Below are 13,346 nucleotides of genomic sequence, written 5' to 3' on the forward strand. Positions count from 1 at the left end.
CCGTCGTCAGTCGCGCGTCAGCAGGCGCGGGGCAAGCTCTTTGAGAGCGCGTCGATACACCTCGCGCTTGAATGTCACCACCTGGCCCAACGGATACCAATAACTGACCCAGCGCCAGCCATCGAATTCCGGTTTACCGGTCAAATCCATCCGCACCCGCTGCTCGTTGGAGATCAGGCGCAGGAGAAACCATTTCTGCTTCTGGCCGATACACAGCGGTTGGCTGTGCGTGCGGACCAGGCGTTGCGGCAAACGATAACGCAACCAGCCTCGGGTGCAGGCGAGTATTTCCACATCCTCTCGCTCCAGCCCCACTTCTTCGTTCAACTCGCGGTACAAAGCCTCTTCCGGCGTCTCCTGGGGGTTGATCCCTCCCTGTGGAAACTGCCAGGCGTCTTGATTGATACGGCGAGCCCATAGCACCTGTCCGGCATCATTCGTAAGAATGATCCCCACATTGGGACGGAAACCATCGGGATCGATCACGGCAACAACCTCGCAAACGCATGTCGCCGCATTGTTCCACAAAGGTTGTGAAAGCAGCAACGAGGCTGCCCACCTTATGTGCACTCTTGTGAAAAGTCCGTATTCTGGGCGCCTTTCTCAAGAAATTTCAGCGAGTAACTGCAATGCGGCTGGCTTTATTCGACTTGGACAACACGCTGCTGGGCGGCGACAGCGATCACGCCTGGGGCGATTACCTCTGCGAGCGCGGGTTTCTGGATGCCGTCACCTACAAGGCGCGCAACGATGAGTTTTACCAGGACTACCTGGCCGGTAAGCTGGACAACGCCGCGTACCTGAATTTCTGCCTGGAAATCCTCGGCCGTACCGAGATGGAGGTGCTGGCGCAGTGGCATCTCGAATACATGCGCGACTGCATCGAGCCGATCGTGTTGCCCCAAGCCATCGAGCTGCTGAAGAAACACCGTGATGCCGGCGACAAGCTGGTGATCATCACCGCCACCAACCGCTTCGTCACCGCGCCGATTGCCGAGCGTCTAGGCGTCGAAACCCTGATCGCCACCGAGTGCGAAATGATCGATGGTCGCTACAGTGGGCGCAGCACCGACATCCCCTGTTTCCGCGAGGGCAAGGTGACCCGGCTGAACCGCTGGCTGGAAGAGACCGGGTATTCGCTGGACGACAGCTACTTCTATAGCGACTCGATGAACGACTTGCCGCTGTTGGAAGCAGTGACGCACCCGGTGGCGGTCGATCCGGATCCGAACCTGCGGGCCGAGGCCGAGAAACGCGGCTGGCCGGTGATCAGCCTGCGCGACTGACCTGTCACGCAGGCTTGGCCACCATCAGGTAGAAGATCACCATGAACGCGAGGAACGCCGGCCAGCCCAGCGCAAACCACCAGCGCATGTAGGTGCTGGCCTTGAGCGGCATGGGCGTGCCGTCCTGCAAGGCTTGCTCGGCCATTTTGTGCACGCGGATCTGCAACCAGACCACCGGCAGCCAGCAGGCGCCCGCCAGGCAATAAAGGCCGATGCTCCACATCAACCAGCTCTGTTGCAGTGGCCAGCCGGCCACATGCATCAGGGCCAGGCCGCTCAGCGGCTGGAACACGGCGGTGGTGGCCGTGAACGCCCAATCGGCGAAGACCAGATGCTTGAAGGTGACGGCAATGACTTCAAGCTTGCCGCTGCGCCAGGCCCGCAGCGCGTAGTAGGCGGACCCCGCGCCCAAGCCGAAGAGGATGGTCGAGGACAGGATGTGCAGGGTTTTCAGCAGCACGTAAATGCTCATCGGCGTGGTTCAGTCCAAAGCAGCCATAAAGTGGCGACTATCAGCACCAGGTTCTTGGCGACAGCCGCATAAGGGTCAAACCAATAGTGCGGCAGGATAAAACTGATGCACAGGGTATAGCCGAGCATCAATCCCAACTGCAACCGCAATGCCTGGCGGCGCCAGCGTTTGAATAGCATGCCCATGCCCAGCGCGCCGTCACACAGCGCGCCGGCGACTACCGCAAGCTTCGCCCAGGCGCCGTGGACACCGGCTTCGGCCATGATACGCAAGCCCCAATCGTAGCCGGGGCCGAGGCAGACGATGGCGGTACCCAGCCAGATAATCGCCAGTACCGCGAGCATCAGCGGGCGGATCGCTCTGAGGCTGCTCTGGGCTGCGCTGGGCCAATCCTGCAAGCGGGTTTGTACGGGGGCGGCGTAATACCCGCAGATTGACGCGAGTGCCGCGGGGTCGGCCAGATTGTCCCGTTGTGCCAAGGCCAGGCTTTGCCTGTTCAATGCGCGCCAGCCGAACCGATCCCCAAGCCGGCTACCCGGTTCAGTCAACAGCGCAGGGGCCTTGATGTAGCGGGCCGGCGCCCAACCTTGGACGGCGCGCAGATGATCGATGAGTCGGGCCAGCGTCATCGGCTCCGGTCCTACCAGCGGCAACACCACCGACTCGGTCGGCCATTGCCGCAGCAGGGCGAGCACCGCGCCCACCAGGTCATCGACATGTACGGGCTGGATGCGCGCTTGAAGATTCAGCAGGGGAATCAACGGCCACGGCGAAAGGCCTTCCATCCAGCCGCTGCTCGCGCCGCCTGGTCCCACCACCAACGAGGGCCGCAGCACCACCGATACGCTGTCCAGCGTGCAAAGATATTCATCAGCCAAGCCTTTGCTCGCCAGGAACGGCACGTCCGATTGCGCACTCGCGCCCAGCGCGGAAATCTGCAGGATCCGGACGCTGCGGCGCGCGGCCTGGTCGAACAACGCTCGCGTGCCCCGATCCTGGACCAGGCTCAGCGCCTCGGTGTCGACGCTGAGCAGGCCGGCCGCGTTGATCAGCAAATCGACGTCCAGGGGCAAGGCAAAGTGTTCAGGGTCGCCTGCCAGTGCACCGAGATCCAGCTGCCGCCATTCAACCCCAGGCCAACCTGGCGCCTGGGGTTCACGACTGGTTGCGATGATCGAGTGACCAGCGCTGTGCAACGCTCGCAGCAGATGGCGCCCGATAAAACCGCCGCCTCCCACCAGTAGGATCTTCATGCCCGTCCCTGTCGCTTAAATCGGCTTGGCGCCCATCAGCGCGGCGATGGACAGGAAGCCGACGCCACCGATGATCGCCAATGCCAGGGTAAACCTGCTGCTGCCACCGCTGCCCAAGCGCAGGCGATTGAGCCTTGCCAGCAGCCAGAAAACGCAGAGCGTCGCCACCGTGTAGATCACGCTGGAGCCCAACAGCCAGCTTTGCCCCAACGGCCAGCCCACCAGGTGAACCAGCCACCAGCCGGTGAGTGGCATGCTCAGCATGCAGACCAGCATCACGCACCAGGCCAACAGCCAAGGACGCCGCAGCGTGCTGGCCGGTCCCTCGCTGCGTTTACGCCAGGCCAGGACGGCAAGGACTACACCGCAAGCCAGCAGCAGGACCGTGGCCGCGACGTGCAGGACTTTCAAGGTCAGCAGAGTTTCCATGGGATTTCCTTAAGGCCGATGTCCTTCAGCGTAGCCCTTCAACCAAGAAACAGCTGATAGGCCGGGTTATCGCTTTCATCCCAATATGGATAGCCGATTTCTTCCAGGGCGGCCGGTACCAGGTGGCGTTCATCGTGAGGCACTTGCAGCCCGGCGACCACGCGACCATCCGCCGCGCCATGGTTGCGGTAGTGGAACATCGAGATATTCCAGCGCCCGCCCAGCTTGTTGAGGAAGTTGAACAACGCGCCCGGACGCTCCGGGAACTCGAAACGCAGCACCACTTCGTCGATGACGTGGGCGGCGTGTCCGCCGACCATGTGGCGGATGTGCAGCTTGGCCAGCTCGTTGTCGGTCAAGTCCAGCACCGGGAAGCCTTGCTCGGTCAGGCTGGCGATCAACTTGCTGCGCGGATCGTTTTCCGGATGCGTCTGTACGCCGACGAAAATGTGCGCTTCGCTGCCGGTGTTGTAGCGGTAGTTGAATTCGGTGATCTGGCGTTTGCCGATGGCTTCGCAGAAGGCCTTGAAGCTGCCCGGCTGCTCAGGAATGGTCACGGCGATGATCGCCTCGCGCCCTTCGCCCAGCTCGGCGCGCTCGGCCACATGGCGCAAGCGATCGAAGTTGACGTTGGCGCCGGAATCGATGGCCACCAGGGTCTGACCGCTGATGCCCCGCGATTCGACGTACTTCTTGATCCCGGCCACGCCCAAGGCGCCGGCCGGCTCGGTGATCGAACGGGTATCGTCGTAGATATCCTTTATAGCTGCGCAGATCTCGTCGGTGCTGACGGTGATCACTTCATCCACGTAGTGCTTGCAGATATCAAAGGTGTGCTGACCGATCTGCGCCACGGCCACGCCGTCGGCGAACAGGCCGACGGTCGGCAATACCACGCGCTCACCGGCGGCCAGGGCCGCTTGCAGGCAATTGGAGTCATCAGGCTCGACGCCAATGATCCGGATCTCGGGGCGCAGGTATTTCACGTAGGCCGCGATGCCGGCAATCAGCCCGCCACCGCCCACCGGGACGAATATCGCATCGAGGCGCCCGGGGTGCTGGCGGAGGATCTCCATCGCCACGGTGCCCTGCCCGGCGATGGTATGAGGATCGTCATAGGGATGGATATAGACGTAGCCCTTTTCGTCGACCAGCTTCAGCGAATACGCCAGCGCCTCGGGGAACGAGTCGCCATGCAACACCACTTTGCCGCCGCGGGAGCGTACGCCTTCGACCTTGATTTCCGGGGTGGTCTTGGGCATGACGATGGTGGCTTTGACGCCCAGCACCTTGGCTGCCAGCGCCAGGCCCTGGGCGTGGTTGCCCGCCGAGGCCGTGACCACGCCACGGGCGCGTTCTTCGTCGCTGAGCTGGGTCAGCTTGTTGTAGGCCCCGCGAATCTTGAACGAGAACACCGGCTGCAGGTCTTCACGCTTGAGCCAGACGTCATTGCCCAGCCGCTCGGAGAGCTGGCGGGCGGTCTGCAGCGGGGTTTCAACGGCAACGTCATAAACGCGCGAGGTGAGGATCTTCTTGACGTACTGTTCGAGCATCGGAAAGCATCACTGAGCGGGTTGGGCAGGGCCAGGGAGTCTAACCCGGCTTTTGGCCGGGCGACCACACGAATTAAGGCAGCCGGCGCACACAAGTCCCCGTGGCGAGGGAGCTTGCTCCCGCTGGATCGCGTAGCGGTCCCAGAAAAAGCGATGAGCGCTTCGCACTCAAGCGGGAGCAAGCTCCCTCGCCACGGTTGCTGCACGGTCCAGCGGGCGGAAGCTCCCTTGGCACGCTGGATCTGTGCCAAACAGGCAATGACCAAGGCGGCTCCGACGCCTATAATGCCGGCCTCTCGTTCCCTCTCGGCACCCTCGGAGCCCGCATGACCCAGGATCAACTCAAACAGGCCGTGGCCCAGGCCGCCGTCGACCTCATCCTCCCGAAGCTGGATGACAAGAGCATCGTCGGGGTCGGCACCGGCTCGACCGCCAATTGCTTCATCGACGCGCTGGCGCAGCACAAGGGTGCGTTCGATGGCGCGGTCGCCAGCTCCGAAGCCACCGCCGCGCGCCTAAAGGGCCACGGGATCCCGGTGTACGAGCTCAACACCGTGAGCGACCTGGAGTTCTACATCGACGGCGCCGATGAAAGCGATGCGCACCTGAACCTGATCAAGGGCGGTGGCGCTGCATTGACCCGCGAGAAGATTGTCGCGGCAGTCGCCAAGACCTTCATCTGCATCGCCGACGCCAGCAAGCTGGTGCCGGTACTCGGCGCCTTCCCGCTGCCGGTGGAAGTGATCCCCATGGCCCGCAGCCACGTCGCCCGTCAGTTGGTGAAACTGGGCGGCGATCCGGTGTATCGCGAAGGTGTGCTGACCGACAACGGCAACATCATCCTGGATGTCCACAACCTGCAGATCACCAACCCGGTTGAGCTGGAAAGCCAGATCAACGCCATTGTCGGCGTGGTCACCAACGGCCTGTTCGCCGCGCGTCCGGCGGATGTGCTGTTGCTGGGGACTGCTGAAGGGGTGAAGACGCTGCGGGCTGAATAACCGATTCTTTGAGCGGTATCAGTCCCGGTGGGAGCGAGCCTGCTCGCGAAGCGGTCTGTCCGAGACATTATGTGTTGTCTGGCATATCGCCTTCGCGAGCGGGCTCGCTCCCACATTGGATTTTCGGGGTCAGGGTGAGAGGTTCAAGGCTGCGCCTTCTTGAACACATAAAACAGATTCGGCTCACTCACCACATACAGGTTGCCATCGTCATCCATGGCCAGGCCTTCAGCCTGGGGGACGGTTTTTTGCAGGCCGTGGCGGCCCTTGCTCAACGACAGCGTGCTCAACGGACGGCCGTTGATATCCAGCTCGATGATCAACCGCGACTCGTCGGACAGCGCCATCAGGTGACCGCTGCGCTCATCGTATTGCAGGCTTGAAAGGTCGCGCACAAAGAGCCCGGCGTCACGCTTGGGATTGTTGACGACGTGCACCGCATAGGATTTTTCCGGGTTGTGGTGGGGAAACCCGTGGACCTCGTAGATCAGCATCGGGTCGCGCTCCTTCGCGACGAATAGCCGCTTGCCCAGGGAGTCGTAGGCCAGCCCTTCGAAACCCTTGTTGCTGCTCATGTGCACCCCGAGCGAGATCTGCTCGGCTTCGGCCGCGTCCAGGAACCGGGTGTCGTCGTCCAGATGGATCTTGATCAGCCGTTGTTGGCGCTCGTCGGTGATGACATAGATGTTCTCGCTGATGAATTCCACCGCTTCCGAATCACCAAACCCGACCAGGGCTATGCGCCGCAAGATCTTGCCGTCCAGCGACAGCTCGATCAGCTCGGGATTCTTGTTGGTCACGGTGAACAGGGTCTTGCGGATCGGATCGAAGGTCAGCGCCGAAACGTCATCGTCCAACCCTTCGATCACCTGCGCCTCAAGCGCGACCTGGTACTGATCCAGTGCGATTGCCTGCTCGTTGACGGGGTGCCACAGGCTGCTCATGTTGAACCAGGCGCGTTCGAACAGGCGAAGGTACTGGCCCGCCGCGATAAGGGCGATCAACACGATGGCCAGCAACAGCAGGAACAGTGGCTTGGGACGGACAAGTCGACGCATGTAGGAGGGCTCGGATAAAAACAGGTGGTTGGAAATACCACGACTGCCTGAACTGAAGCTTAATGGCCGCGTGCCACATCCTACACGATGGTGGGAAGTGTCTTACAAAGTCGCGCTGTCAGTGCTGTTTTTCGAAACGGTAGAACAGGTTCGGTTCACTGACGATGTAGAGGGTGCCGGCTTCATCGACAGTGACGCCTTCGGCGCGAGGGATCGTGTCCTTCAGGCCGTTGAAGCCGCCGAGCAGGGTCATGAAGCTGACCTGATCGCCTGCTTCGTCCAGTTCCAGCAATAAATGGGAGTCGGCCGATAGCACCAGCGTGTGGCCGGTGCGCGGGTCTACGGCCAGGGCGGACAGGTTGCGCAGGTCGAGTTCGTTGCTGACATGGATCTGCTTGTCGCCCTTGAGCAACTGGCTCCCGTCGCTTTTCCAGGTGAACAATGCCGGTGGGCGCTCTTCGCCAAGGATCAGCTGCTGATTCTTCGGGTCCCAGACGATGGCTTCGAATCCCTTGTTCTGGTTCTTCGACGTGCCCAGGTCATATTGGGGGAAGTCCTTGATGTTCAGCTCGCGGGTATTGGCATCAACCTGGACGATCGACAGCGTGTGCTTGCGTTCATCGGTGATGGCCAGCAGGCCGTTTTCCATGAAAGCCACGCCTTCAGGGTTGCCCCAGCCCACCAGCGGCATCTTGCGCAAGACGTCACCCTGCAGGTTCAGCTCCACCAGGAATGGATTTTTGCCCATCACCGCGAACAGGGTCTTGGTCTGTGGGCTATAGGTCAGGTCGGACGCTTCGTCGTCTTCCATTCCCGGGAGCGCCTTGGCGTCAATGACAGCGTGGTAATCAGGCAGCCAGATGCTTTCCCGGCGCTCGGCCTGGCTCTGAAAGCGCTCCGACACCCAAAGCAGGCCCCGGTCATCCCAATGCATGGCGAATGCCAGGCCATAAGCGCTGGCGCCCGCGATCAGCAGCCAGACATACCAGGGCAGGGCGAAGCGAGAGCGACGAGATGCTTTGGGGGTGGGCAGTGCTTGGGTCTTGGCCATCAGGGGACACGTTCCAGGAAATTCGGCTAGGGGCTGGCTGGCTCAGATGCCGCATTGCCCGGAATTATCCGGATGGCATGTGAAAAAAACGGTAAAAATACGGTCTTCAGGAAGCGCTGTATTTCTCATGTGGGAGCGGGCTTGCTCGCGAATGCGGTGTGCCAGACGACATTTATGTGTCGGATACATCGCATTCGCGAGCAAGCCCGCTCCCACATATGATCGGCAGCGTCACAAGACCGAGTTAACGAACACTGCTCTCGAAGCGGCTCGCGCCCGGCAGTTCCAGCACCAGCTCGTCACCGACGTTCAACGGCCCGACGCCGGCCGGCGTGCCGGTCAGGATCACGTCGCCGGCTTGCAGCGAGAAACAGCCGGCCATGTACTGGATCATCGGCACGATGGGGTTGAGCATCAGGCTGCTGTTGCCGTCCTGGCGCACTTCGCCATTGATGACCAGGCGAACGGGGATGTCGGTCAGGTCGGCGAAGGTGTCCTTCGAGACGAACGGGGCGATCACCGCCGCGCCGTCGAAAGACTTGGCGACTTCCCAGGGCAGTCCCTTGCCCTTGAGCTCGGCCTGCTTGTCCCGCAGGGTCAGGTCCAGGGCCGGAGCGAAGCCGGAGATCGCGTCCAGCACTTCCTCAGCGCTGGGCCGGGTGGACAGCGGCTTGCCGATCAGCACGGCGATTTCCGCCTCGTAATGCACCGACCCGCGGTCGGTGGGAATGCTGAAACCGCCTTCCAGCGGCACCACGCAGCTGCCTGGCTTGATGAACAGCAGCGGCTCGGTGGGCACCGGATTATCCAGTTCCTTTGCATGCTCGGCATAGTTGCGGCCAATGCACACCACTTTCCCGATCGGGAAATGAATACGCGTACCGTCGACATACTGGTGCTGATAGCTCATAACCGACTCCTGCCTTTGGATTTTCATCAGGTGTTTATAAGGGTCAAACCGCGAAGATCTTGCCCGGGTTCATGATGCCGTTGGGGTCAAAGACTGCCTTTACCGCTTTCATGTACTCGATCTCCACCGGCGAGCGACTGTAGGTCAGATAGTCGCGTTTGGTCATGCCCACGCCGTGCTCGGCGGAAATCGAGCCGTTGTACTTCTCGACGGTCTCGAACACCCATTTGTTCACCGTCGCGCACTTGGCGAAGAACTCATCCTTGCTCAGGTTTTCCGGCTTGAGGATGTTCAGGTGCAGGTTGCCGTCGCCGATGTGGCCGAACCAGACGATTTCGAAGTCCGGGTAGTGTTCGCCGACGATTGCATCGATTTCCCGCAAGAATGCCGGAACCTTCGAGACGGTTACCGAAATGTCGTTCTTATACGGCGTCCAGTGCGAGATGGTTTCGGAGATGTACTCGCGCAATTTCCACAGGTTCTGCAACTGGGTTTCGCTCTGGCTCATCACGCCGTCCAGCACCCAGCCTTGTTCGACGCAGTGCTCAAAGGTTTCCAGCGCGTGATTGGCGACTTCTTCGGTGGTGGCCTCGAATTCCAGCAGGGCGTAGAACGGGCAGTCGGTCTCGAACGGCGCCGGCACGTCGCCGCGACCGAGGACCTTGGCCAGAGCCTTGTCTGAGAAAAATTCGAATGCGGTCAGGTCAAGTTTGCCCTGGAAGGCATGCAGCACCGGCATGATCGAATCGAAATCCGGCGTGCCGAGCACCATCGCGGTGAGGTTTTTCGGTGCCCGATCCAGGCGCATGGTGGCTTCGACCACGAAGCCAAGCGTGCCCTCCGCGCCGATGAACAGCTGCCGCAGATCGTAGCCGGTGGCGTTCTTGATCAAGTCCTTGTTCAGCTCCAGCACGTCGCCCTTGCCGGTGACGACTTTCATGCCCGCCACCCAATTGCGCGTCATGCCGTAGCGAATGACTTTGATCCCGCCGGCATTGGTGCCGATATTGCCGCCAATCTGGCTGGAACCGGCTGAAGCAAAATCCACCGGATAGTACAGGCCATGTTCCTCGGCCTTGTTCTGCAGTTGTTCGGTGACCACGCCCGGCTGGCACACGGCGGTGCGGTCGGTCAGGTTCACGTCGAGAATCTGGTTCATGTAGTCGAAGGACACCACGACTTCGCCATTGGCCGCCACGGCCGCGGCGGACAGCCCGGTACGTCCGCCCGAGGGGACCAGCGCGACCTTGTGCGCATTGGCCCAGCGCACGATGGCCTGGACCTGTTCGATGGTCTTGGGAAAGACGATGGCCACCGGCGCCGGAGCGAAATGCTTGGTCCAATCCTTGCCGTAAGCATTCAGGGAGTCGGCATCGGTCAGGACCTTGCCAGGCTCAACCAGGGTCTTCAGCTCATCTATCACGGCAGGATTGGTCATCGACAGAACTCTCGAACAATTCATGGTCATCCTGAGAACGCTTCACGTCGCAGGAATGGGTGTTTGCGGGGGGCATATGCTAGCATACCGACCCCGCAGCGTAGTGCCCAACGGCTGTTCTGCGGCGACGGCTGTCATGCCGGTCGGGCCGGCCCAGGCTGCCCGATTCCCTGCCATTTTTCTCCGGGACACAGGTTTACGCAGATGAGCAAGACTTCTCTCGATAAGAGCAAGATCAAGTTCCTTCTTCTCGAAGGCGTCCACCAATCGGCTGTCGACGTCCTCAAGTCGGCGGGCTACACCAGCATCGAGTACATCACCAGCTCTCTGCCGGAAGCCCAGCTCAAGGAAAAGATCGCCGATGCTCACTTCATCGGTATCCGCTCCCGTACTCAACTGACCGAAGAGATCTTCGACCACGCGAAGAAACTGGTCGCGGTCGGCTGCTTCTGCATTGGCACCAATCAGGTTGACCTCAACGCGGCCCGTGAGCGCGGTATCGCGGTGTTCAACGCGCCGTACTCCAACACCCGTTCCGTTGCCGAGCTGGTGCTGGCCGAGGCGATCCTGCTGCTGCGCGGCATCCCCGAGAAAAACGCTTCCTGCCACCGTGGCGGCTGGATCAAGAGCGCGGCCAACTCCTTCGAAATCCGGGGCAAGAAGCTGGGTATCGTCGGCTACGGCTCGATCGGCACCCAGTTGTCGGTACTTGCCGAAGGCCTTGGCATGCAGGTGTTCTTCTATGACACCGTGACCAAGCTGCCGCTGGGCAACGCCACCCAGGTCAACGACCTGCACGAATTGTTGGGCATGTCCGACATCGTCACCCTGCACGTACCGGAAACCCCGGCCACCCAGTGGATGATCGGCGAGAAGGAAATCCGTGCCATCAAGAAAGGCGGGATCCTGATCAACGCCGCGCGTGGCACCGTGGTCAAGCTCGACGCCCTGGCCGAAGCGATCAAGGACAAGCACCTGATCGGCGCTGCCATCGACGTGTTCCCGGTGGAGCCGCGCTCCAACGACGACATCTTCGAGAGCCCGCTGCGTGGCCTGGACAACGTGATCCTGACCCCGCATATCGGCGGGTCCACCGCTGAAGCCCAGGCCAACATCGGCCTGGAAGTGGCGGAAAAACTGGTCAAGTACAGCGACAACGGTACTTCGGTATCGTCGGTGAACTTCCCGGAAGTGGCCTTGCCCGCTCACCCTGGCAAGCACCGCCTGCTGCACATCCACGAGAACATCCCGGGTGTGATGAGCGAGATCAACAAGGTCTTCGCGGAAAACGGCATCAACATTTCCGGCCAGTTCCTGCAGACCAACGAGAAGGTCGGCTACGTCGTGATCGACGTCGATGCCGAATACTCGGACCTGGCGCAGGAGAAGCTGCAGCACATCAACGGCACCATTCGTTGCCGCGTGTTGTTCTAAGCAGGCTGGACTTGCAATAAAAAACGGGAGCCCCGCAGGGGGCTCCCGTTTTTTTATCTGGCACAACACAAAACCCTGTGGGAGCGAGCCTGCTCGCGAAGGCGCAATATCAGCCAACACAAATATGTCTGACAGACCGCTTTCGCGAGCAGGCTCGCTCCCACAAAAGATGCTGCGTTTTCAAGCCGGCGTTACTTCACATTCACCGTGATTTTCTCGGACACGATCGACGGGTCGAACGGCATATGGCCGCTGTCGCCCAGGATCAATTGCAAGGTGTGCTTGCCCGGGGCCAGTTTGATGGTGGCCTCGGTTTGTGCCTTGCCGAAGTGCATGTGGTGGGCGTCAGTCGGAATCGGCGCGCCTTCCTTCGGCACGTCGTCGACATCGATCAGCAAATGGTGATGGCCAGTGTTTTTGGTCACATCGCCCGCCGGAGCCAGGGCGATATCCTTGACGCCGAACTTGACCTTGAATTCCTGGCTGACGGTGGCGCCATCTTCCGGGGAAACGATGAACACTTCTGCACCCTTGGGGGCCGGGGTCGCCGCTGTTGCCAGCATCGAGGTGCCCAACAACAGGCCAGCCAACGCGGCACGAGACATAAAGCTTTTCATTTTTTTCTCCAGTTTTTCGATGAAATCCGCTGAGTCATGACAACTTCATGAACAATCGTTGTCGAAGCCTGCAACAACCATAGCAAAGCGAGCCTGAGACGAGCGTCGCTTGTATAAATTCTAGGAGTGACCATGCGTTTCCTGCCTGGCCTGATCTGCCTGCTACCCCTTTTGAGCCCTTTGGCCCATGCCGAATTGATCGACGATATCAACGACCGGGGCGAGTTGCGCATCGCTCTTGAGGCCAACGCGGCGCCCTTCAATTTCAAGGAAGACGGCAAACTCACCGGCTTCGAAGTGGAACTGGGCGAAATGCTCGCGAGCGAGCTCGATGTACGGGCCGATTTCGTTGTCACCGATGCCGAGGATTTGTTGGCCGGTGTGGAAACCGGCAAATACGACGTCGCCATCAATCACATAGCACTGACCCCGGAACTGGCGGATCGTTTCGATACCAGTACCCCCTACAGCCAACCCGATGCGCAGTTGCTGGCGAGCAAGGACGAGTCGCAACGTCCGCTGGTCATGGCGCAGTCGTTCCAGGCGCAGGAAAAGAAAGGCCCGCCGCCCAGCCTGGTGATTCCATTCCAGAAGGACAACCCGGCGTTCAAGGCCAGCCTGGACAATGCCCTGGCGCGGATCAAGGAGGATGGGCGGCTGGAGCAGTTGTCGCAGAAGTGGTTGAAACAGCCGGAGTGAAAAAATGCAATCACCCGTGGCGAGGGAGCTTGCTCCCGCTGGGCTGCGAAGCAGTCCTAATCCGGTTCAGGTGATTTCCCAGGCAGACCGCATCAGCCGCCTTGCGACGGCTGCGCCGTCGAGCGGGAGCAAGCTCCCTCGCCAC

Annotated in this window: 14 protein-coding genes; 4 read left to right on the forward strand and 10 right to left on the reverse strand. The window is 60.9% G+C overall.

Annotation, left to right across the window (positions count from 1 at the left end):
- Nucleotides 1-6: 6 nt before the first annotated feature.
- Entirely contained in the window at nt 7-486 is a 480-nt protein-coding gene (locus tag M1E16_RS01070) for an RNA pyrophosphohydrolase (protein WP_003186867.1), read from the reverse strand.
- A gap of 143 nt (nt 487-629) precedes the next feature.
- On the opposite strand from M1E16_RS01070, the gene M1E16_RS01075 reads away from it, so the two are divergent.
- A complete protein-coding gene (locus tag M1E16_RS01075; protein ID WP_434570403.1) occupies nt 630-1,286 on the forward strand; it encodes a histidinol-phosphatase in 657 nt (218 codons plus the stop codon).
- Between the two features lie 4 nt (nt 1,287-1,290).
- Here the strand turns inward: M1E16_RS01075 and M1E16_RS01080 are convergent, their stop codons facing one another.
- From M1E16_RS01080 to ilvA, 4 genes are read right to left on the reverse strand one after another with little or no spacing between them, the layout of a single operon-like run.
- Nucleotides 1,291-1,758, reverse strand: a complete 468-nt coding sequence (locus tag M1E16_RS01080) for a DUF2269 family protein (protein ID WP_434602486.1) — start codon at nt 1,756-1,758, stop codon at nt 1,291-1,293.
- Nucleotides 1,755-3,011 (reverse strand): SDR family oxidoreductase, encoded by a 1,257-nt coding sequence (locus tag M1E16_RS01085; RefSeq protein WP_458128996.1) that lies wholly within the window; start codon nt 3,009-3,011, stop codon nt 1,755-1,757. The genes M1E16_RS01080 and M1E16_RS01085 overlap by 4 nt, the downstream gene beginning before the upstream one ends.
- Before the next feature lie 15 nt (nt 3,012-3,026).
- The gene (locus M1E16_RS01090; RefSeq protein WP_434696213.1) at nt 3,027-3,440 is read right to left on the reverse strand and encodes a DUF2269 family protein; all 414 of its coding nucleotides are present in this window, start codon (nt 3,438-3,440) and stop codon (nt 3,027-3,029) included.
- A gap of 38 nt (nt 3,441-3,478) precedes the next feature.
- Nucleotides 3,479-4,993 (reverse strand): threonine ammonia-lyase, biosynthetic, encoded by a 1,515-nt coding sequence (ilvA, locus tag M1E16_RS01095; protein ID WP_305497561.1) that lies wholly within the window; start codon nt 4,991-4,993, stop codon nt 3,479-3,481.
- A gap of 326 nt (nt 4,994-5,319) precedes the next feature.
- Between ilvA and rpiA the strand changes: the two genes are divergently transcribed.
- Nucleotides 5,320-5,994 carry a ribose-5-phosphate isomerase RpiA gene (rpiA, locus tag M1E16_RS01100; protein WP_030140525.1) on the forward strand — a complete coding sequence of 225 codons (675 nt, stop codon included), beginning with the start codon at nt 5,320-5,322 and terminating at the stop codon, nt 5,992-5,994.
- A 143-nt stretch (nt 5,995-6,137) separates the two neighbouring features.
- Here the strand turns inward: rpiA and M1E16_RS01105 are convergent, their stop codons facing one another.
- The 4 genes from M1E16_RS01105 to M1E16_RS01120 all read right to left on the reverse strand — a co-directional run bounded on the left by M1E16_RS01105 (nt 6,138) and on the right by M1E16_RS01120 (nt 10,451).
- A complete protein-coding gene (locus M1E16_RS01105; RefSeq protein WP_458128997.1) occupies nt 6,138-7,052 on the reverse strand; it encodes an SdiA-regulated domain-containing protein in 915 nt (304 codons plus the stop codon).
- Between the two features lie 118 nt (nt 7,053-7,170).
- Nucleotides 7,171-8,103: an SdiA-regulated domain-containing protein gene (locus M1E16_RS01110; RefSeq protein WP_434602489.1), complete on the reverse strand. Its 933-nt coding sequence runs from the start codon at nt 8,101-8,103 to the stop codon at nt 7,171-7,173.
- A 244-nt stretch (nt 8,104-8,347) separates the two neighbouring features.
- On the reverse strand, nt 8,348-9,013 hold the full coding sequence (locus M1E16_RS01115; RefSeq protein WP_305497557.1) for a fumarylacetoacetate hydrolase family protein: 666 nt from the start codon (nt 9,011-9,013) through the stop codon (nt 8,348-8,350).
- 43 nt (nt 9,014-9,056) lie between these two features.
- Entirely contained in the window at nt 9,057-10,451 is a 1,395-nt protein-coding gene (locus M1E16_RS01120; RefSeq protein ID WP_434570389.1) for an FAD-binding oxidoreductase, read from the reverse strand.
- 204 nt (nt 10,452-10,655) lie between these two features.
- Here M1E16_RS01120 and serA point away from each other — a divergent pair, with 204 nt between their 5' ends.
- On the forward strand, nt 10,656-11,885 hold the full coding sequence (gene serA, locus M1E16_RS01125) for a phosphoglycerate dehydrogenase (protein WP_039592617.1): 1,230 nt from the start codon (nt 10,656-10,658) through the stop codon (nt 11,883-11,885).
- Between the two features lie 191 nt (nt 11,886-12,076).
- On the opposite strand, the gene M1E16_RS01130 is transcribed toward serA, so the two are convergent.
- On the reverse strand, nt 12,077-12,502 hold the full coding sequence (locus M1E16_RS01130; RefSeq protein ID WP_434570387.1) for a DUF4399 domain-containing protein: 426 nt from the start codon (nt 12,500-12,502) through the stop codon (nt 12,077-12,079).
- 132 nt (nt 12,503-12,634) lie between these two features.
- Between M1E16_RS01130 and M1E16_RS01135 the strand changes: the two genes are divergently transcribed.
- The gene (locus M1E16_RS01135; RefSeq protein ID WP_434626581.1) at nt 12,635-13,201 is read left to right on the forward strand and encodes a transporter substrate-binding domain-containing protein; all 567 of its coding nucleotides are present in this window, start codon (nt 12,635-12,637) and stop codon (nt 13,199-13,201) included.
- Nucleotides 13,202-13,346 lie beyond the last annotated feature (145 nt).

The organism is Pseudomonas sp. Z2-11, from assembly GCF_054161305.1.

Coding starts and splice junctions, on each gene's coding strand:
- M1E16_RS01075 (WP_434570403.1), top strand. CDS start 630: ATGCGGCTGGCTTTATTCGACTTGGACAACACGCTGCTGGGCGGCGAC.
- M1E16_RS01080 (WP_434602486.1), bottom strand. CDS start 1,758: ATGAGCATTTACGTGCTGCTGAAAACCCTGCACATCCTGTCCTCGACC.
- M1E16_RS01085 (WP_458128996.1), bottom strand. CDS start 3,011: ATGAAGATCCTACTGGTGGGAGGCGGCGGTTTTATCGGGCGCCATCTG.
- M1E16_RS01090 (WP_434696213.1), bottom strand. CDS start 3,440: ATGGAAACTCTGCTGACCTTGAAAGTCCTGCACGTCGCGGCCACGGTC.
- ilvA (WP_305497561.1), bottom strand. CDS start 4,993: ATGCTCGAACAGTACGTCAAGAAGATCCTCACCTCGCGCGTTTATGAC.
- rpiA (WP_030140525.1), top strand. CDS start 5,320: ATGACCCAGGATCAACTCAAACAGGCCGTGGCCCAGGCCGCCGTCGAC.
- M1E16_RS01105 (WP_458128997.1), bottom strand. CDS start 7,052: ATGCGTCGACTTGTCCGTCCCAAGCCACTGTTCCTGCTGTTGCTGGCC.
- M1E16_RS01110 (WP_434602489.1), bottom strand. CDS start 8,103: ATGGCCAAGACCCAAGCACTGCCCACCCCCAAAGCATCTCGTCGCTCT.
- M1E16_RS01115 (WP_305497557.1), bottom strand. CDS start 9,013: ATGAGCTATCAGCACCAGTATGTCGACGGTACGCGTATTCATTTCCCG.
- M1E16_RS01120 (WP_434570389.1), bottom strand. CDS start 10,451: ATGACCAATCCTGCCGTGATAGATGAGCTGAAGACCCTGGTTGAGCCT.
- serA (WP_039592617.1), top strand. CDS start 10,656: ATGAGCAAGACTTCTCTCGATAAGAGCAAGATCAAGTTCCTTCTTCTC.
- M1E16_RS01130 (WP_434570387.1), bottom strand. CDS start 12,502: ATGAAAAGCTTTATGTCTCGTGCCGCGTTGGCTGGCCTGTTGTTGGGC.
- M1E16_RS01135 (WP_434626581.1), top strand. CDS start 12,635: ATGCGTTTCCTGCCTGGCCTGATCTGCCTGCTACCCCTTTTGAGCCCT.